We start from the raw sequence: 18,561 nt of genomic DNA, 5'->3' as shown, positions 1-18,561 counted from the left end.
CGAAACAGAGCCTTTGTAGAGGGATGAAGCGCGAGACCGCGGCCCACTGGACCCCCCCTGCGAGACCAAGTCATTGATAAATGTGACAATGGTGGGCCCGGATGGCGTCGCTTCTACAGGAAATCAATATGTTAGCGGCTGGTTATGGTCACCAGCGGATCAATCTGTGTCTCTTTTTCTCGTCAGGCGCGAGAAACCGCGTTCTAATTTATCCTAGTGCCGCTTTGTGCGTCGAACAGATGCACCTTTGAAACCATTATCTCCAATCCAACCTCTTGATCAGGCTTGAATGGCGGTCGATCCCGCACCTCGGTCACAATTTCGACGCCGCTTGTCCTCAGCGTTAGTTCCTGAGCCTCTCCCGTCGGCTCCACCACCTGAACCGTTGCCTTCGCATGCTTCCCGCCGATGACGACGTGCTGAGGACGAATTCCGTAGATCACCTCTGCTCCATCGTGGAATTCCATGCCCTTGGGCAAAGGCAGGTGCAGGCTTTCTCCGGCTGTGAATGCACCCTTGTCGATGCGGCCCTTGATCAGGTTCATTTCCGGAGATCCGATAAAGCCTGCGACGAACAGATTGGCAGGGTTCTCGTAGAGTTCGGAAGGGGTGCCGATCTGTTCGACCCGGCCTTTGTTCAGCACCACGATCCGGTCCGCGAGCGTCATCGCCTCGGTCTGGTCATGCGTGACATAGATGCTGGTGCGCCCGAGCCGTTGGTGAAGCCTCTTGATCTCGGCCCGCATCTTCACGCGCAGCTTGGCGTCGAGGTTGCTGAGCGGCTCGTCGAACAGAAAGGCCGAGGGATCTCGGACGATCGCGCGGCCCATGGCGACACGCTGGCGCTGGCCGCCCGAGAGTTGGCGCGGCATGCGGCCAAGCAGATCCTGCAGACCGAGGATTTCGGCGGCAGTCTTCACCCTCGCGACGATCTCCGCTCTCGGGACCTTGGCCAGCCGAAGCGCAAAGCTCATATTGTCGGAGACGCTCATGTGCGGATAAAGCGCATAGCTCTGGAAGACCATCGCAATATCGCGCGATTTGGCCGGCATCTCGTCGACCACCCGCCCGCCGATGCGGATCTCGCCTGTCGTCTGTTCTTCCAAGCCGGCAATCATGCGCAGAAGGGTTGACTTGCCGCAGCCCGAGGGACCGACAAGGACGACAAACTCGCCGCTGGCGATGTCGATGTTCACATTGTGCAGAACTTCGACCGCGCCGAAGCTTTTACCCAACTGGTCGATCTGAATTGCAGACACTCACGTCCTCCCGTTCCGGCTCTGCTCACTTTTGCTGAGTGTGCCGCCAAGCGCGATATTCGACCTCGCCTTCGGGGCTCAATGGGTAGTATTTTCGCAGGTCGCCGCCCTGGGCCAAGCGCATTCGGGAAAATTCCTCCCACTCGACATGTTCTGCGGCGAGTGCCACCAGTTTTGGGGCAAGGGCCACCGGCACCACGACCACGCCATCATCGTCGGCAACGATGATGTCTCCTGGAATGACGAGCACGTTCGAGCAAGCGATGGGAACGTTGACGGCAAAGGGAACGATATTGGTCTGGGCATGGAAATTCGGCGTGACATCCCTGACCCAGATGCCGATGTCCAGGGCAGCCGCCTGGGCGGAATCTCGGATACACCCGTCGACAACGACGCCGGCCCCGCCCCGCCCCGCAAAATACGTCAACATCATCTCACCGAAGATACCGCTGCCAAGATCGCCGCGCGCATCGACGACCACCATGTCGCCCGGCTGGGTAGGATACAGGACGTGACGGTGGAGTTGGCGCTCGGGCTCTTCATATTCAGACTCGTTGTAAAGATCTTCGCGCTTCGGCATGCATTGGAGCGTGAGTGCCGGCCCGGCCGCCGTGCGGCCGGCCCTTAGCGGCCGCGGCCCTCGGATCTGCGGATCGCGAATACCCATCTTGTGATAGAGCTCGCTGGCCAAGGTCGCTGAACCGATCGCTGCAAGTGCGTCGACCAGTTGCCTCGGTGGCCGAGAGATGTCCTTTATTGCCGCTGCCTGGACTACTTCCACGTCTCATCCTCCGTCGATGAAGTTTTTCTAGGTCTCTCAATTCAGCCGCGAACTGCGCCGGTCGTGAGACCCTTGACCAGTAGGCCTTGGGCAAACCAGACAAACACCAGTGTCGGGATGACCATGAGAACGCCGGCCGCCGACATCGCCCCCCAGTCGATTCCGAACTGCGAAACGAAATTGGTAAGCCCGACTGGCAGCGTCTGCGCGGCCTTGCTTGAGGTCAGCGTCAAGGCGAGCAACAGGTCATTCCACGTGAAGAGGAAGGTGATGACCGCGCTGGCCCCGATGCCGGGCGCAATCAACGGCGCCACGATCTGCACCAGTGTGCGCACCGTGCCGGCGCCGTCCGACTGGGCAGCCTCCTCGATCTCTTTCGGCACATCCTGGATGAAGCCCAGCAGCAGCCAGATGGCGACGGGCAGTTTGGCCGCCGTATGGCTCAGGATCAGCGCCCAGATGGTGTCCAGCAGGCCCATGGCGGCAAACACGGCAAAGAGCGGGATGGCAAGCGCGATGACCGGAATCATGCGCATGATCAAAAGCACCCCGAAAATCAGCATGACGCCCGGCATCCTGAAGCGCGACAGAGCGTACGCACACGGAATTGCCAGCAGATGGACCAGGATGACCGTCGCGACCGAGACGATGACGGTGTTCCACACATAACCCATCGTGTCGTACTCCGCGAAAACGGAGACGTACTGCGCCATGGTCGCGGTCACGGGGATGATGTGCACCGGGACAGAGAAGATGTCGGCTGAACTGCGGATCGAGGTCAGGAACAACCATGCCAGCGGAAAGACGGTGAGAGCGACGGTCAGAGCCAGCGCCAGGTACTGACCGGCGACGCCTGCGGTGAGCCGGCGGCGACGGCGCCTTGGCTTGGGACGCGCGCTGACGATCGCGGCTTCGGTCATATCGCCCTCCGTTTTGCAAGCAGCCACGGCACTCCGTAGAGCAGGCCGAGCACGAACAGCGACATCGCAAGCGCGATATAGGAAACCGCCGCCGCGTGTCCGAAATCCACCGCCTGAAACGCCAGCAGATAGGAATAGACGGTGAGCAGGTTGGTGGCGCCTCCCGGTCCGCCCTGCGTCATCAGCCAGACGACGTCGAAGGTGCGGAACGTGTCGATGATGCGAAGCATCAGCGCTATCATGATGACCGGCCGCATCAGCGGCAGCACGATGTGCCAGAAGCGCTGCCATGGCGTGGCGCCGTCCACCGTGGCGGCCTCGAGCGGCTCCTGCGGCAAGGATTGCAGACCGGCAAGAAACAGCAGCACCATCAGCGGCGTGTTCTGCCAGACATCAGCGACAATCACCGAGACAAGAGCCCAGGCCGGATGATTGAGCCACGGGATATTGGGCAGGTTGAACATGCGCAGCAACGCGTCCACGAGACCGTACTGGGTATTGAAAAGCCAACGGAAATTCAGCCCAACGACGGCGGGCGCGATCATCGGCGGCACCAGCAGCAGGGTTCGCGCAAGCCGCATGCCGCGCAATTTGCCGTTGACGAGCACGGCGATCGCCATTCCCGCCACCACTTCCACCGTGATGGAAATGACACTGAAGATGGCCTGATTTCGCAGCGCCTGATTGAACTGACGGCCGAAGAGTTCGTCGGTGTAGTTCCCGACCCCGGCAAATGGCGCGGAGCCGCTCAGATCCCAGCGAAAGAAACTCATTATGAAAGAATATCCGAGCGGATAGATGAGGATGGCGAGCATGACGAGGAGCGCCGGGCTGGCCAGGAGGTACCCCTTTTGCCAGGTGTAGGGCAGCGGCGAACGTCGCCGACGCCCTGACGCCTGGTGCTGCGCGACAGGCTGCATCCTCAGTCGTAAGCTCCGGCCCGGCGCATGATCTCTTCCGCCTCAGTCGCAGCCTGGTTGAGCGAGTCGCTCGGCGAGACCTGGTCGCTCAGAGCCTGTTCGATAGCCGAAAACATCAAGGTGCAGACTTTCGAGAAGCCCGCCAGCTTCGGCCATTCCTTGCCGTTCGCTATCGTCGTCTCAAGTTGCTGCAGCCATGTCGCCTGCGGGCCCTTTGCCGCCGCTATTACTTCCTTGGCGATCGACTGGCTGCTGGGGAAGTTGGTGAACTGATCGAACTGCAGCCGCTGCGCCTCAGCGCCGACCGTGTATTTGATGAACTCGACGGCGGGTGCCTTGCGTCCCGATTGTCCATTGAGGGCCATGGCATGGGAGATGGCGCATGAAATCGCTGCCTTTTCCTTGATGTAGGGTGCGGTCGACCATTTGCCGACAATGCGTGAGGTCTCCGGATTGGAAAGGGTCGCGAAGGCGCCCGGCCAATCGAAATTGGCATAGACCGTTCCTGATGACAGTTCCGTGGAGTTCTCGTTCCACTGATAGCCGACCGCGTCGGGCGGCACGATTTTGTGTTTCTGGATGAGATCGCGGTAGAAGGTGAGCGCTTTGATGCCTGCTTCGGAATTGAAAGCCGGCTTGTTGGCCTGATCGACCCAATCGCCGCCGGCTTGCCAGAGCAGGTCGCTGAAGGTGCGCTGCGCGGGATCACCCTGCCCCGGCACGACCAGCCCATAGTGGCCATTGCCGGTGAGTTTCAGGCCAACGTCAACGAGATCCTCCCAGGTTTCGGCCGGCTTCAAGCCTTTCTCCTGGTAGACGTCGCTGCGGTAGTACTGCACACGTGCATCCATATTGCGCGGGATGGCCGCCAGGTTGCCGGTCTTGGGATCGCGTAGATATTTGACCGCGACCGGATAGAAGTCAGCCAATTCGGACTCGCTGAAATAGCTGTTGAGTGGGGCAAAATGGTTGAAGTAGGAATCTATTTGCGCGGTGTGCGTGCTGTAGACGTCGTACTGGCTCGATTTGGCGGCGCTTAGTGTGATGACTTTCGATGTCAACGGCGTGAATTCTAGCAGATCGTAGCGAACCTTGATGCCGGTCTTCGCGGTGAAATCCTGGACGATTTTCTCCCAGTATTTGGGATAGAGCGGTCCGCCGGTGATCAGCAGTGCGGTTATCTCGTTCGCATCTGCCCTGGCGATCCACGGCGCGGCAAGTGAACCGGCCGTCGCTGCGGCACTCGCGGCCAGGAATTTGCGTCTCGATAGGTTTGCGGACATCACAATTTCCTCCTTGCTTGTGATTGATCGGCCCCTTGTGGGGTTGAGCGACGACGGCAAGTATTCCCTTGGATCCCGGTGTGGCTTTGCTCCTCCCACAGCGAGACTGTCCGGATCACTCCCGTCCACACACCGCCTTGCCCTGCCGAGGCCTATGGCCTCAGAGACGTCCGGCGGCAGCTTTTTCCTTTCGTCCTGCCTTCCTTCCGGCGGGCTCTGCGACCCGCAAACCGCGCAATCGATGCGTCGCGCGCCGTCGAGCCGGCCGAACACATTCGACGCGCGCGGTCAGCCAACCACGCAAAGGTCCTGATCTCGAACGTCGCGGGCTGGGATACCGAAGTTGGAGAGTCCCAACGTCCCTTCCCGCGGGTCGAGTTTTAGGTTAGTGAGCATTTATGAGATAAGTTGACTGCATATCCAACCATCAGCCTATAAGCTTATCAGACAAGTGGATGTTAATGGTCGATTCCATGGAGGTCAAGCTTCAAACTTTGCCCAAGCAGGTGGCGGGCGTGCTCGCGCGTCGCATCGCCACCAGCGGCGTCCCGGGTGGCCAGGGACCATCGGAACAGCAGATCCTGCAGGAGTTCGGGGTTTCGCGCGCGGTCGCGCGGGAAGCGCTGAAAATTCTGGCCTCTCTCGATATGATCGAGATCGCACAGGGAAGGCGCGTGGTGCTGCGTCCTGCCGAAGAATGGGACTATCTCAGTCCATTGCTCATCGACTGGCTGCCGCCCGAACAGGTCCGCGAACTGCTTGCCGAAGCCCACGCGACGCGAATAATCATCGAACCCGCCATCGCCGCCATCGCTGCCAAGCACATGACCAAGGAAAACCTCGAACGTCTCGGCACGCTGCTCGCAGCGATGTCCGCCAGCGAGGATAATCCGGACGCCTATCTGAAGCTTGACCTGGACTTCCACATGGAGATTTGCCGCGCTTCCCAGAACAGGATCCTTGACCGTTTCATGTATTCGTCGCGGTGGTGGCAAGCTGCGAGCAGACGCGTCAGCAACCAGATGCCGCATGCTCTTCCTTCCGCCACGGAGATGCACCGAGCGATCTACGAGGCGTTGGTGGCACGCGACGCGAAGCGCGCCGAAGAGGCAATGCGCCGACACCTGAAGGCAACCACTGCCGTCGCCATGCCCGACAAAGAAATGGCGAGTTGAATACCGTTCCCCAGGCGCGGCCAGCTGTCGAAGCTGACCGCGCCGCTTGCGTGTCGGGAGGACACGGACCGAACTGGAGCAATTCCAGGAAGGTGTGAAACGGCTTTCCGTCCGGAATTGCGTAAAAACAAAGAGATAGAGCGGTTCGCCGCTTCCATGAAACGGTGAACCGCTCTAGGCCCTTTTGGCTTCCTGTTCCTGACGCTGCTTGGCGCGATATCCGAACATGTCGCCTTTGTCCTTGATTTCCGACCAGATGGGGGCGGTGAATTTGTCGATGGCCGCGAGGTCCGCATCGGAAATCCTCCAACCGACACTCTCGACGTTTTCCTCAAGCTCCTCGACCGTCCGCGCGCCCACAAGGGGCGAACTCACACCCGTCCTGCTGGTGAGCCATTGGATCGCAAGCTGCGGTAGCGTCTTGCCGTATTTCGCCGCTATTGGCTTGAGGGCATCGACGGCGCCAACGGCTCGCTCGTAGGTGCCGGGTTGGAACAGCACGGTGGTGCGCCGCTCGTCTCCCTCGACGAATTTGGTCTCGGGCGAGAGCAGGCCGGTGAGCAGCCCTTGGGCAAGACCGCTATAGGGCATGACGCCGATATTGTGCTTGCGGCAATAGGGCAGAGTTTCCGCCTCCACTTCGCGCCAAAGCATATTATAGGGAGGCTGAAGCACATCGATCACGCCGTGCTGGCGCGCGCTGTCCATATCGGCCGTGCTGAAGTTGGAAACGCCGACGGCTTTGATCCGCCCCGACGACCGCAGCCTCTCCATCATCTCCATTGTCGGGCCGATGGGAAAATCCGAATTCGGCCAGTGGACAAAATAGACGTCGACATAATCCGTCTGCATCCGCTTCAGCGAACCGTCTAGCGCCGCCTCTATCGCTGCCGGTTCGAGATGGTTTGGAGCAACCTTGGTCGCGACGATCGCCTTGTCGCGGTGGCCGGCCAGCGCCTTGCCGACGACCTCCTCGGCATGACCATGTCCATAGGCTTCGGCCGTGTCGATCAGCGTGATGCCAAGCTCCAAGGCGCGTCGAATCACCCGGATCGACTCCGGGTCATTGGCCGCGCCCCAAAATGCCCCGGACATACCCCAAGTTCCCAGGCCGATTTCCGACACCTTGACCGGCGACGATCCTAGCTGTCGCTGTTGCATCCTGCTCCTCCTTATTTCCGTCACGCGGTGGCCTGGCTTGCCGCCCTGCCGGCAACCTATTTATACGCTTATATGCTCGTCTAACAAGTAGCTTCAGGCTATTTGAAACCTTTGACCGGAAGGGCAAAATTCTCGGCTATTTAAGCACTTCGGAGCTCAATGCGCCTTTTCCGCATAATCGTTCAGAGGAGGGTTTACGCCCTATCCCTTCATCTTATATGCTCATCGGACAAGTTGGATGTGGTCTGTATCTTATGTTTGAAAGCGCGGTGCGCCATTATTGGAGGAGGGTTCGGTGAAGATCGTGGACATCAAGACGGCGGTCGTGGCCTACCACGGCAAGGCGACCCTGATCCGTATCGACACGGACGCCGGCATTTCCGGTTACGGTGAGGCGAATCCGGATGCGGGCGCGGCCGCTATCGTCGGCCTTATTTCGGAATTGAAGTCGGAACTCATCGGACAGGATCCCCGCAACGTCGAATATTGCTGGGACAAGATCCGCCGCGACCATGTGTTTTCCGGTGCGCAGGCAGGCGTCTTTCTCATCGCGCTGACCGGGCTTGAAATGGCGCTGTGGGACGTAGCGGCGAAGGCTGCTGGCCAGCCGCTCTACCGCATGTTCGGCGGCAAGTTTCGCGACCGCATCAGGCTCTATGCCGATTGCGGTGACGGCGATGACGAAGCCGGTTCGCCGCAAGGATGCACGGCGCGCGCCCGCCGCATGGTGGACGAGGGCTTTACGGCGCTGAAATTCGACATCGACAATTTGCGCCATCCGGCAAAGTTCGACGCGGCAAACCACACCATCAACGGCGCGGAACTGCGCTTCATGGTGGAACGCGTGGCCGCGGTGCGCGACGCGATCGGTCCTGACATCGATCTCTGTATCGACCTGCATGCGCGCTACGACGTGCTCAGTGCCAGCCGCATTGCGGGGGAGATGGAGCGCTTCAACCTTCTGTGGCTGGAGGAGCCTGTTCCGGCGGAAAATGTCGAGGCCCTGAAGCAGATCCGCATGCGAACCAAGACCCCGATCTGTGTCGGCGAAAATCTCTACCTGCGCTGGGGCTTTCGTGAGTTGTTCCAGAATTATGGCGCCGACGTCGTCATGCCGGACGTGCCCAAATGCGGCGGTCTCGCGGAAAGCCGCAAGATCGCCAATCTCGCTGAGATGTATTACGTGCCGTTCGCGCCGCACCTCGTGTCGACGCCGCTCGGCACAATGGCGACATGCCATGTCTGTGCGAGCGTTCCCAACTTCCTCGTGCTGGAGTGGCATGCTCTCGAGGAGCGCGAAGCGTGGGACAGCTATGTGCGCCTGCCGGATGGGGCCAAGTCTATCGTTCTGGATGGTCACATTGTCGTGCCCGAAGCACCCGGCATCGGCGTCGAACTCAACATGGACGGCGTTCACAGATATGCCGTGCCCGGCTACGGCGTCTTTGAATAGCGCGGGACTGGGCAGCTTTTGACCGGGCGCGAGTCTTTGGCCAGATTTTCGCTCGACGAAGTCCGTTGGAGGAACCATGGGCAAGCGGATCATTTTCACCGGTGGCAGCGGCAAGATCGGCCGTCACGTCATACCCTACCTGCTCAAACGTGGACATCAGGTTCTGAACCTCGACCTGACGCCGCTTGACGTGCCCGGCGTGGATACTGTCGTTACCGATCTTGCAGACGCAGGCGAAACCTATAATGCGCTGACGCTGCATTTCGGTTTCGGCGAGTATTTTGGCGGAAAGGGCCGCGGCCCCGTCGACGCCGTGGTCCATTTCGCGGCGCTGCCGCGAATATTCCTGCGGCCGGACAACGCCATGTTCGCCGCCAATGTGCAGTCGACCTACAATGTGATCGAGGCCGCCACCAAGCTCGGCATCCGCAAGATCGTCACCGCCTCCAGCGAAACAGTCTATGGCGTGTGCTTCGCCGAAGGCGATCGCGATTTCACGTCGTTTCCGGTGGATGAAGATTACGACGTCGATCCGACCGACAGCTATGGTCTTTCCAAGGTGCTGGGCGAGAAGATCGCGCGCTCGTTCGCTTCCCGCACTGGAGCCGACATTTATGCGCTGCGGATCGGCGGCGTCGTCGAACCGCAGGACTATGCCCGCTTCCCGGAATTCCTGGCCGACGCTTCCAAACGGCGGCGCGATGGCTGGACCTATATGGATGCGCGGGATCTTGGCCAGATCGTCGATCTGTGTATCGCGAAGGACGGTTTGGGTTTCCAGATATTCAACGCCGTCAACGACAACATCGTGGCTGAGATGCCGACGGCGGAGTTTCTCAACAAGCATGCACCCAACATACCCGTCACACGCGCCATGGACGTGTTCGAGGGACCTATCTCAAATCGGAAGCTGCGCGACGTCCTTGGGTTCCGGCAGGAGTATGACTGGCGGACACAGTGACCTGATCGATGCCCGGACCTGCAGCGTCAAGTAGGCTGGAGGATGGTTCAGTCGAAGAAGCCCGCGTCCTCTTCCTGGAGATACTTCCGAGCCGCCTCGGCATCGATATCGAGGCCCAGCCCCGGCGCTTCCAGCAGATCCACCATGCTGTCCTTCACGATCTGGGCCGGCAGGCCGATCACAAGGTCTTCCCACCACGGGTCGGAGGCGCTCGGATATTCGAAGGCGACGTAGTTGGCGGGCAAGGTGGCGCAGACATTGATCAGCGCGCCGAGGCCGAGCAGGCCGTTCGCGGTGCCGTGCGGGGCCATCAGGATCGAGTGCATGTAGGCGTGCTCGGCCACCCATTTGAGCTCTGCAATGCCGCCGATATCGGCAGGATCGGGGCCAATGACCCGCACAGCCTGCGTCTCGATCAATTCCTTGAAATTATGTCGCAGGTAGATCTGCTCGCCGGTGTGGATCGGCGTCGAGGTTGAGGTGGTCAGCTCGCGGTAGGCCTGCGGATTGACCCATGGCACATAGTCGCCGGTCAGCATGTCCTCGAGCCACATCAAATTGTACTTCTCGACCGCGCGGGCGAACTTGATCGCATCGGGCAGCATCCAGCCCGGACCGCAGTCGAGCGCCAGGCTTACCCTGTCGCCCAGCACCTCCTTCATCGCAATCACGCAGTCGAGCATGTGATTGAAACCGCGCTCACTGATCATGCCCTGATCCATGGCGCCGTGATAGCCGGCCTTCTTCTGCGTCACGCCGTAGTGGAAGCCCTCGACGGTGTCCTTCATGTTGGAGTGGAACGAGATGCCTTGCTTGACCATGAAGAAGTTCTGCGGCTGCTCCATCATCCATTTGACGTCGGCGGCGTAATCCTCCGGCCGGTCGCCCGCGCGTTTCCGGCGGATCGAGCCGTTGTAGACGCGCACCTTGTCGCGCACCTTGCCGCCGAGCAGCTTATAGACCGGCACGCCCGCGGCCTTGCCGGCAATGTCCCACAGCGCATGTTCGATGGCGCTCACCGCCGCGCCATAGGGCTTGAAGGAGCCGCGCTGGCGGATCTTCAGCATCACGCGCTCGACGTCAGTCGGGTCCTCGCCGATCAGCGCCTCTCGGAAATGCAGCACAAAGGGCTTCAGGTAGGTCTTGGTGAACTCGACCTCGCCCAGGCCGTAGAGGCCCTCGTCGGTCACGACGCGGACGATCGGATGCTTGCCGATGACGGCGCAACGCAGGTCGGTGATCTTCATGGCGCAGTCCTATTTCACAGACGAGAAAGCTGTCGGCGTGAGCATCTGGCTACTGATATTGGCAATGATCTGCCCGTCGCGCTCAGACTCGTCCCGGGCCCTGTGCCATGCCGGATCGGTGACGAAAGCCCCCCATTTCGCCTCACGCTCGGCCAGCGATTCCCAGGCGAGGAAATAGGTGAGGCGATTGCTGTTTTCGCCAATCGCCGTGGTGAAAAACCCGGCTTGGCGGATGCCATGCCTCTCCCAGATGGCCAGCGTTTGGTCGGAAAAGCGCTTGAGCAAAGCCGGCAGCCTGCCCGGCAGGCAGTCATAGATACGCAGTTCGTAGATCATGGTTTCGTCCGTTTCTTTCTTCGCCTCTCCCTTGAGAGAGGTCGACACGAATGGTCGGTCGGTGGCCCTGTGAGCCTGGGGGAATGAGGGCAAGGGCTGGGCTAACTCCAGGTCCTGTCCCAGCTATATTCATTGTCCCAATGCTCGGTGGATTGCCATATCCCCGTGACACCGGGCTGCAGATGCTGGCTGATCACCTCGTCGACCACATCGTCTATGCCCAGACCCGGTCTGTCCGGAACGGTGATGAAGCCGTCCTTCACAAGCGGCTTGGGAAGGCCGGTGACGATATCGTCCCACCAGTCGACATCGGCGGAGTGGTATTCGAGCGCCATGAAGTTTTCAGTCGCGGTGGCGACATGCGCGGCGGCCATCGCGGCGATCGGACTTTCAGCCATATGGATCGCCATCGCGACGCCGTGATCCTGCGCCATATCGCCGATCTTCTTGGTTTCCAGGATGCCGCCGCTGGTGAGCAGGTCCGGATGAATAATGGAGAGGCCGCCGCTCCTGAGCAAGGGCTCGAAGCCTTCCTTGAGATAGATGTCCTCGCCGGTGCAGATCGGCACCGAGGTCGCTTGCTGCAGCTGCCGGTACTGATCGGTGTACTGCCAGGGAATCACATCCTCGAGCCAGGCGGGGACGTATTTTTCGATGCGCCGGGCGAGGCGGATGCCGTCCTGCAGCGAGATGTGGCCGACATGATCGATGGCTAAGGGTATCTCGTAGCCGATAACCTCGCGAACCTCGTGGATATACTGCTCGAGCAGGTCTATCCCCATTTCGGTGAAATGCAGGCCTGTGAACGGGTGCGGCACGTTCTGCGCATCGTAGGCGAGATTGCGTGCCTTGCGCTCCTCGAACGAACCGCCGCGGCCGCGTGGGTTGGCGTAAAAGCCTTCGAGAACACCGGCGGGCGCGACCACCGCGCCCGGGACATGGGCGATCTGCATCAAGCCCAGGTCCATCTTCAGGAAGGTGAAGCCGCGGTCCATGCGTTCCTTGAGGCGCTTGCCGGTCTCGGTCCCGCTCGGTCTTTCGGCGTCGGTATCGCAATAGACACGCACCTTTTCGCGAAACCTGCCGCCGAGCATCTGGTAGATCGGGACGCCATAGGCCTTGCCGGCGAGATCCCACAACGCGATTTCGACCGCCGAGACGCCACCCCCTTGCCGGCCGTGCCCACCGAATTGCTTGATCCGGCGAAACAGGCGGTCGATGTCGCAAGGGTTCTCGCCAAGCAAACGGCTCTTCAGCATCAGCGCGTAGGTGGCGCTGGCGCCGTCGCGCACCTCGCCAAGTCCGACGATGCCCTGGTTGGTGTAGATCTTGAGCAGCGCCGAGGTGAACGGCGCCCCGACGATTTCGGCCACCCGCATGTCGGTGATGCGAAGATCGGACGGCTTGGAATTCGTGTTCACCCGATTGAGGGCCTCATCGGCTCCACCCGTCTTTGGCATGACTGTCCTCGTTTTGGTCGATGAGATTTAAGCCCCCGCCGGCATTGAGCGTTGCTAGCCCAGCTCGATCTCGTGAGCCTGCAGGTAGTCGCGGTTCATCTCGACACCGAGACCCGGCTTCGACGTCAGCCTGAGGCTGCCATTCGCGACGTCGAGCGGGGTGTCGATGAGGTGATCGTATTTGCCCAGGTTCCATTCCGACGTCTCGAGCTTGTAGAAGTTGGGAACCGTCATCATCACCTGCGCTCCCGCGACCACGTTGATCGGTCCGGCGGCGTCATGCGGCGAGACCGGCACATAGTAAGCTTCGCACAGGGCGGAAATCTTCTTGAGCTCGGTGATGCCACCGGTCCAGGTGACGTCGGGCATGATGTAGTCGGCGAGCTTGCTCTCCAGCACAGGCACGAAATCCCACTTGGTGTGGCCGCGCTCCCCCCACGAGATGGCAGCGCTAACCTTCTCACGCACCTGCTTGAGCGCGTTGAGGCTCTCGGGCGGACAGGGCTCCTCGAACCAGTCGATCTTGCCGGCTTCCTCGAGGCTCCGGCAGAGGCGAATGGCGGTGGGAACGTCGAAGCGGCCATGCGCATCGATGAGGATGTCGACGTCGGGCCCCGCCGTTTCGCGGATCAGGGCCGTGAGCTCGGCTGCTTCGCGTTCGTCCTTGCGGGTCATGCTGCCGTCGAGGTAGCCGTCCCGCTGTTCGCGGGACACGCCGTCGAGGCTGCGGCCCTGGTGGGGAAAAGGATCGAACTTGAGCCCAGTGTGCCCGGACTCGACGATGTCCCGGATTTCGCGGACCACAGCGTCCTTGCTGGTGAACTTGGCCTGGTTGGGATGGGTGTAGAGCGCGATCTCATCGCGCACCGGTCCGCCCAGCAGCTCGTAGATCGGCTTGCCGAGGACTTTGCCCCGGATGTCCCAAAGGGCTATGTCGATGGCGCTCACGCATTCGACGGCAGCGCCCCGGCTGCCCATATAGGTGAAGCTGCGGAAAATCTTGTGCCAGAGATATTCGATCCGGGCCGGATCCTCGCCTGTCACGGCGATGCCGATCTGCCGCAGGATGGTGCAGAGAGCGCGGTTGGCGAGCTTTGTGGTGGTGGTGATCTCCCCCCAGCCACTCACCCCCTCGTCGGTTGCCACTTCGACGAACAGGTACTCGCCCCAATAGGACGCATCGGACTTGATCAGCCATGGCCGAATGCTCGTGATCTTCATCTCAACTACCCTTTTTGTGAAATGGCCAGGATGATGATGTTGCGGATCGGCTATCCGGCTCGAGCCGCAATGCGCGCACGCATGTGTTCGAGCACATGCCGGCCGGAACCCTCGACATGGCGGGAAATGAGTTCGGCCGCCTTGTCGGCTTCTCCGGCCTTTACATGCGCGATGAGCTCGCGGTGCTCGCGAATGATCGCGGCGCGTCTGGCGAGCGTGAAACTGAACCGCCGGCTGACCGCCCTTAACACCTCACGATGCTTCCACCAGAGCTCCGCCGCATGGCGGTTATAGTGCCGCTGGTACATTACGGTGTGGAAGGCGGTATCGAGCTCACTGTGCCTGAACGTGTCGGCAAAATTGTTCTCTTCGATCAGGCCCTGAAGACGCTCGAGCTCGGCGATGTCCTCGTGAGTTGCCATGTTCACGAACCAGCGTGTCAAGGCCGGTTCGATCAGGACGCCGATCTCGTAGATATCCCGGACAAAGTCCTGGTCTATGGGCCGCACGCGCGCCCCGCGGTTGGGGCTGAAGATGACAAAGCCCTCCCCGCGCAACAATTGCAGGGCCTCGCGAACCGGGTTGGTCGAGGTGCCGTGTCGCCGCGCTAGATCGGCGACCACAAGCCGTTCGTTCGCGGCTAGCCGTCCTTCGATGATGTCCTCCCTGATCAGTTCATAAAGCGAGGCGCCCTCGCTGGAGGCTCCGATGGGGTCAATCCCCGCAGGTGGCTCCGCTTTAAAATCGCTCGTCTCGGCCAAAGCCAGCTCCCCCAAGTCAATACACCCTCCGCCCTATATCACGCTCGACATCGATAAAACAATGTACGATTCTTCGCGTTGACAGGTAAACTGTGATCTGAAAACGTACAAAGTGATCGAAGGGATACATTAGAGCGGGGAAATATCCCCTCGGTCGAACGAGCAAGGACCGCTTGCCTCGACGCAAAGCGGCACGGGAGAGAAACTGGAGGATACCTATGACGAGGATTACGCTCGGCGGTGCCGTCCTGCGCGGCGCTGTCTCAACTGCGTTAACGGCATCGTTGATGGCCGCGCCGGCGCTAGGCGCGCCGCCGGTCGACTTGAGCAAGTGGTCGCCGGAATATGTGCGCTCTATTGCGGGCACGCAGGAATTCGACACGGCGGCCGATTGCGCCAAGGTCACCCCGCTCGACTATAAGGGGCGGCTGACCTTCTGGTATCAGGGCGTGTTCGAGGGTGACCCCGACCTTCTACGCCAGTACTACAAGGATTTCTTCGAGACCTTCCGCAAAACCTATCCGAACATCCAGCTCGAAGAACAAGCCCTCACCTACAATGATCTGCTCGACAAGTTCCGCACAGCGCTCCTTGGCAATGCCGCGCCGATGGCGGTCCGCCTGCAAATCCTGGGTGGCACCGAGTTCGCCTCAAAGGGCTATCTGCAGCCGCTGAAGCCCGAGGACGTAGGCTATTCGACCGAGGATTTCTGGCCCGGCGCCATGAAAGCCGTGACCTGGGACGGCGTGACCTACGGCATTCCGACCAACAACGAGACGATGGCCTTCATCTGGAATGCCGACATCTTCAAGCGTGCGGGCCTCGATCCGGACAAGGCTCCGGCAACCTGGGACGACGTCGTAAAATATTCCAAGCAGATCCACGACAAGCTCGGCATTGCCGGTTACGGCCTCGTGGCGCGCAAGAATGCCGGCAACACGCCATACCGCTTCATGCCGCAGCTGTGGGCCTATGGCGGCGGCGTCTTCGATGAGACCGCGGCGAGCCCGACCTATAAGCAGATCGAGCTCGACAGCCAGCAGAGCAAGGCGGCGCTGCAAGCCTCGTACGACATGTATGTTCGCGACAAATCGGTTCCGGTTTCCGCACTCACGAACCAGCAGGCCGACAACCAGCCGCTGTTTCTCGCCGGCCAGCTCGGCATGATGATCTCGCACCCGTCCGACTACAACGTCATGCTCGACCTCCAGAAGAAGGCGACGGGCACCGACAAGGACAAGGCACAGACCGTCATCGACAACATGCGCTACGGCCTGATTCCGACCGGCCCCGACGGCAAGCGCGCCGTCGTGTTCGGCGGCTCGAACATTCACATCCTGAAGCCCGAATATGTCGAGGGCGGCAAGGTGGACGAGCCGGCTGCAAAGGCCATCATCTGCATGTGGACGAGCCCCGAATGGTCGCTGAAGATGGCCTATGCCGGCTCGAACCCCGGCAATCTCAACGGCTTCAAGACCAAATGGATGAAGGAACGTCTGGACAACATCAAGTTCCTCGACGTCACGACCTCGATGCTGCCATACGGCATCCCGTTCCCGGCGCTGCCGCAGTCTCCCGAGATCATGAACATCATCATCCCGGACATGCTGCAGAATGCCCTCACCGGAGCAATGACCGTCGACCAGGCGGCGGATGACGCTGCCAAGAAGGTGAAAGACCTGATGGGCGGCGGACTCTAGTCCCGGCCTGACCGACGATCCGACCGGCTGCGCCAGGAGCGCGGCCGGTTCCTCCCGAGAACAAGGGCACGCCACAGTGACGATCGTGACCGGCAAGGCCGAGGCTCGTCGAAGATTGCGATCCGCCAGGTCCGGCGTGCTCCGGAAGGTCTGGAAGCATCGCGCCGATTACGCGTATGTGCTTCCCGCAATCGCGGTGATGCTGATCGTGATTGCCTACCCGATCTACTACACGATCGAGCTGTCCTTCTTCAACACGCCGCCCGGCCTGCAGCTCCGCGACAAGACCTTCATCGGCATCGACAACTACACGGCCATCCTGACCAGTCAGGTGTTCTGGCGGGTCACCTTGAACACCATGATCTGGACTCTGGGATCCACTTTCATCTCCTTTGTCCTGGGTTTTGCCGCCGCGCTGGCGCTCCATCGCGACTTTGTCGGCCGGGGTGTCTTGCGCGCCATCCTGATCATTCCCTGGGTCATCAGCGCGGTCGCCGCCTCCTATATCTGGAAATGGATCTACCATTCGGATTTCGGGGTCATCGGCGCCGTGCTGGTCGGTCTCGGACTGGCCGACCGGCCGCCGAATTTCATCGACAGCGTCAGCACCGTGCTGCCCTCCCTGATCGTCGTCAATATCTGGCGCGAGTTCCCGTTTGCCATGATCATGATGATGGCCGGCCTGCAGACGATCCCCGACCAGCTGCTGCGCGCCGCGAAAGTCGACGGGGCCAACGCATGGCAGCGCTTCTGGCACGTCACTTTCCCGCATTTGAGAAACGTCTCGACGGTGACGATCCTGCTGCTCGCGGTGGCCAACTTCAACTCCTTCATCATCCCCTGGATCATGACCGGCGGCGGGCCGTCGAACGCATCGCATATCTGGATTACTCACATTTATGAGCTCGCCTTCGGCCGGCAGCGCTGGGGGGTGGCGTCGGCCTACTCGGTACTTCTGTTCCTCATCCTGATGACGCTGGGCTACTTCTACGTCCGCGCGCTGAGCGGCAACGAGCGGAAGGATGGGAGCGCATGAGCACGATTGCCGAGACGGCCCCTCGAAACCAGGCCCGTCGCCGCATGCGAATCGACGGATGGCGGTGGGGCGGGCGCATCTTCCTCGCCTTCATGCTGCTTTACACCGCGTTGCCGATGATCTGGATGCTGCTCACCTCGATCAAGTCCGGCTTCGCGGCAATGCAATTTCCGCCGCAATGGTGGCCCGATCAGCCTAACCTTTCCAGCTATCAGAAGCTGCTCGATCCGCAAAACAGCGTCGGCCAGGACTTCCTGCGCTTTTTCTGGAACAGTCTTGTCGTGTCGACCGCCACGACGATCCTTTCGGTGATCGTGGCGGTTCCGGCAGCCTACGCGTTTTCGCGCTTCACCTTCCCTGGGCGGAATTTCCTGTTCTTCGCGGTGTTGCTGCGCAACATGTTCCCGGCGGTCATCTTTCTCGTGCCGCTATTCATCCTGATGCGCGCACTCGGGCTGGTGAACACGCATGGCTCGCTCGTTCTCACCTATCTCACCTTTGGCCTGCCGCTGGCGATCTGGCTGCTCAAGGGCTTCTACGACAACATCCCGGTGCAGCTCGAACAGGCGGCGCGCATCGACGGCGCAACGCGATTCCAGGCGTTCATCCTGATCGTGATGCCGCTCTCGACGCCGGGCATCATCGCCACCGCGATCTATTCCTTCATCGGCGCGTGGAACGAGTACATCTACGCCTACACCTTCCTCTCCAAGAACGAACAGCTGACCCTGCCGGTCGGCATCCAGCGCTTCTTCTCGGAAAACACGACCGACTTTCCAGGCCTGATGGCGGCAAGCTTCATGATGAGCGTGCCGGTCGTCGTGTTGTTCCTCGTCCTGCAACGATACTTCGTACGCGCCCTCACGGAAGGCGCGGTCAAGCACTAG

17 protein-coding genes are annotated in these 18,561 nt (G+C 60.7%); 6 read left to right on the top strand and 11 right to left on the bottom strand.

Features of this window, described 5'->3' with window-relative positions; translation table 11 throughout:
• Positions 1 to 203: 203 nt before the first annotated feature.
• From AC0L2L_RS15830 to AC0L2L_RS15810, 5 genes are read right to left on the bottom strand one after another with little or no spacing between them, the layout of a single operon-like run.
• Positions 204 to 1,259, bottom strand: coding sequence for an ABC transporter ATP-binding protein (locus AC0L2L_RS15830; RefSeq protein WP_473579510.1), 1,056 nt, complete (start codon positions 1,257 to 1,259; stop codon positions 204 to 206).
• Between the two features lie 25 nt (positions 1,260 to 1,284).
• On the bottom strand, positions 1,285 to 2,040 hold the full coding sequence (locus AC0L2L_RS15825; RefSeq protein WP_473579509.1) for an RraA family protein: 756 nt from the start codon (positions 2,038 to 2,040) through the stop codon (positions 1,285 to 1,287).
• 41 nt (positions 2,041 to 2,081) lie between these two features.
• Positions 2,082 to 2,960, bottom strand: a complete 879-nt coding sequence (locus AC0L2L_RS15820; RefSeq protein WP_473579508.1) for a carbohydrate ABC transporter permease — start codon at positions 2,958 to 2,960, stop codon at positions 2,082 to 2,084.
• Complete coding sequence (locus tag AC0L2L_RS15815) at positions 2,957 to 3,880, bottom strand: carbohydrate ABC transporter permease (protein ID WP_473579507.1); 924 nt, start codon at positions 3,878 to 3,880, stop codon at positions 2,957 to 2,959. Before AC0L2L_RS15815 ends, AC0L2L_RS15820 begins: the two co-directional genes overlap by 4 nt.
• A gap of 2 nt (positions 3,881 to 3,882) precedes the next feature.
• Positions 3,883 to 5,163, bottom strand: coding sequence for an ABC transporter substrate-binding protein (locus AC0L2L_RS15810; RefSeq protein WP_473579506.1), 1,281 nt, complete (start codon positions 5,161 to 5,163; stop codon positions 3,883 to 3,885).
• A gap of 461 nt (positions 5,164 to 5,624) precedes the next feature.
• Between AC0L2L_RS15810 and AC0L2L_RS15805 the strand changes: the two genes are divergently transcribed.
• Entirely contained in the window at positions 5,625 to 6,338 is a 714-nt protein-coding gene (locus AC0L2L_RS15805; protein WP_473579505.1) for a FadR/GntR family transcriptional regulator, read from the top strand.
• Positions 6,339 to 6,512: 174 nt separating this feature from the next.
• On the opposite strand, the gene AC0L2L_RS15800 is transcribed toward AC0L2L_RS15805, so the two are convergent.
• Positions 6,513 to 7,499, bottom strand: coding sequence for an aldo/keto reductase (locus tag AC0L2L_RS15800; RefSeq protein WP_473579504.1), 987 nt, complete (start codon positions 7,497 to 7,499; stop codon positions 6,513 to 6,515).
• A gap of 295 nt (positions 7,500 to 7,794) precedes the next feature.
• On the opposite strand from AC0L2L_RS15800, the gene AC0L2L_RS15795 reads away from it, so the two are divergent.
• Together AC0L2L_RS15795 and AC0L2L_RS15790 are read left to right on the top strand one after the other, a co-directional pair.
• Positions 7,795 to 8,952 carry a mandelate racemase/muconate lactonizing enzyme family protein gene (locus AC0L2L_RS15795; RefSeq protein ID WP_473579503.1) on the top strand — a complete coding sequence of 386 codons (1,158 nt, stop codon included), beginning with the start codon at positions 7,795 to 7,797 and terminating at the stop codon, positions 8,950 to 8,952.
• A gap of 76 nt (positions 8,953 to 9,028) precedes the next feature.
• Complete coding sequence (locus tag AC0L2L_RS15790; protein ID WP_473579502.1) at positions 9,029 to 9,913, top strand: NAD-dependent epimerase/dehydratase family protein; 885 nt, start codon at positions 9,029 to 9,031, stop codon at positions 9,911 to 9,913.
• Between the two features lie 47 nt (positions 9,914 to 9,960).
• On the opposite strand, the gene AC0L2L_RS15785 is transcribed toward AC0L2L_RS15790, so the two are convergent.
• The 5 genes from AC0L2L_RS15785 to AC0L2L_RS15765 form a co-directional block, all read right to left on the bottom strand.
• Positions 9,961 to 11,160: a mandelate racemase/muconate lactonizing enzyme family protein gene (locus AC0L2L_RS15785; RefSeq protein WP_473579501.1), complete on the bottom strand. Its 1,200-nt coding sequence runs from the start codon at positions 11,158 to 11,160 to the stop codon at positions 9,961 to 9,963.
• 9 nt (positions 11,161 to 11,169) lie between these two features.
• On the bottom strand, positions 11,170 to 11,496 hold the full coding sequence (locus tag AC0L2L_RS15780) for an NIPSNAP family protein (protein ID WP_027167748.1): 327 nt from the start codon (positions 11,494 to 11,496) through the stop codon (positions 11,170 to 11,172).
• 101 nt (positions 11,497 to 11,597) lie between these two features.
• Positions 11,598 to 12,956, bottom strand: coding sequence for a mandelate racemase/muconate lactonizing enzyme family protein (locus tag AC0L2L_RS15775; RefSeq protein WP_473579500.1), 1,359 nt, complete (start codon positions 12,954 to 12,956; stop codon positions 11,598 to 11,600).
• Between the two features lie 54 nt (positions 12,957 to 13,010).
• A complete protein-coding gene (locus tag AC0L2L_RS15770; protein ID WP_473579499.1) occupies positions 13,011 to 14,177 on the bottom strand; it encodes a mandelate racemase/muconate lactonizing enzyme family protein in 1,167 nt (388 codons plus the stop codon).
• Between the two features lie 50 nt (positions 14,178 to 14,227).
• Entirely contained in the window at positions 14,228 to 14,938 is a 711-nt protein-coding gene (locus tag AC0L2L_RS15765; RefSeq protein WP_027167751.1) for a GntR family transcriptional regulator, read from the bottom strand.
• A 218-nt stretch (positions 14,939 to 15,156) separates the two neighbouring features.
• Between AC0L2L_RS15765 and AC0L2L_RS15760 the strand changes: the two genes are divergently transcribed.
• From AC0L2L_RS15760 to AC0L2L_RS15750, 3 genes are all read left to right on the top strand, one after another.
• Complete coding sequence (locus tag AC0L2L_RS15760; RefSeq protein WP_473579498.1) at positions 15,157 to 16,638, top strand: ABC transporter substrate-binding protein; 1,482 nt, start codon at positions 15,157 to 15,159, stop codon at positions 16,636 to 16,638.
• 76 nt (positions 16,639 to 16,714) lie between these two features.
• Positions 16,715 to 17,674, top strand: a complete 960-nt coding sequence (locus AC0L2L_RS15755) for a carbohydrate ABC transporter permease (protein WP_473579497.1) — start codon at positions 16,715 to 16,717, stop codon at positions 17,672 to 17,674.
• On the top strand, positions 17,671 to 18,561 hold the full coding sequence (locus tag AC0L2L_RS15750) for a carbohydrate ABC transporter permease (protein WP_027167754.1): 891 nt from the start codon (positions 17,671 to 17,673) through the stop codon (positions 18,559 to 18,561). Before AC0L2L_RS15755 ends, AC0L2L_RS15750 begins: the two co-directional genes overlap by 4 nt.

This window comes from Mesorhizobium sp. WSM4832, assembly GCF_055811115.1.
Note: the sequence above shows the minus strand (reverse complement) of the source record. Positions and strands in the feature narration are given on the sequence as shown.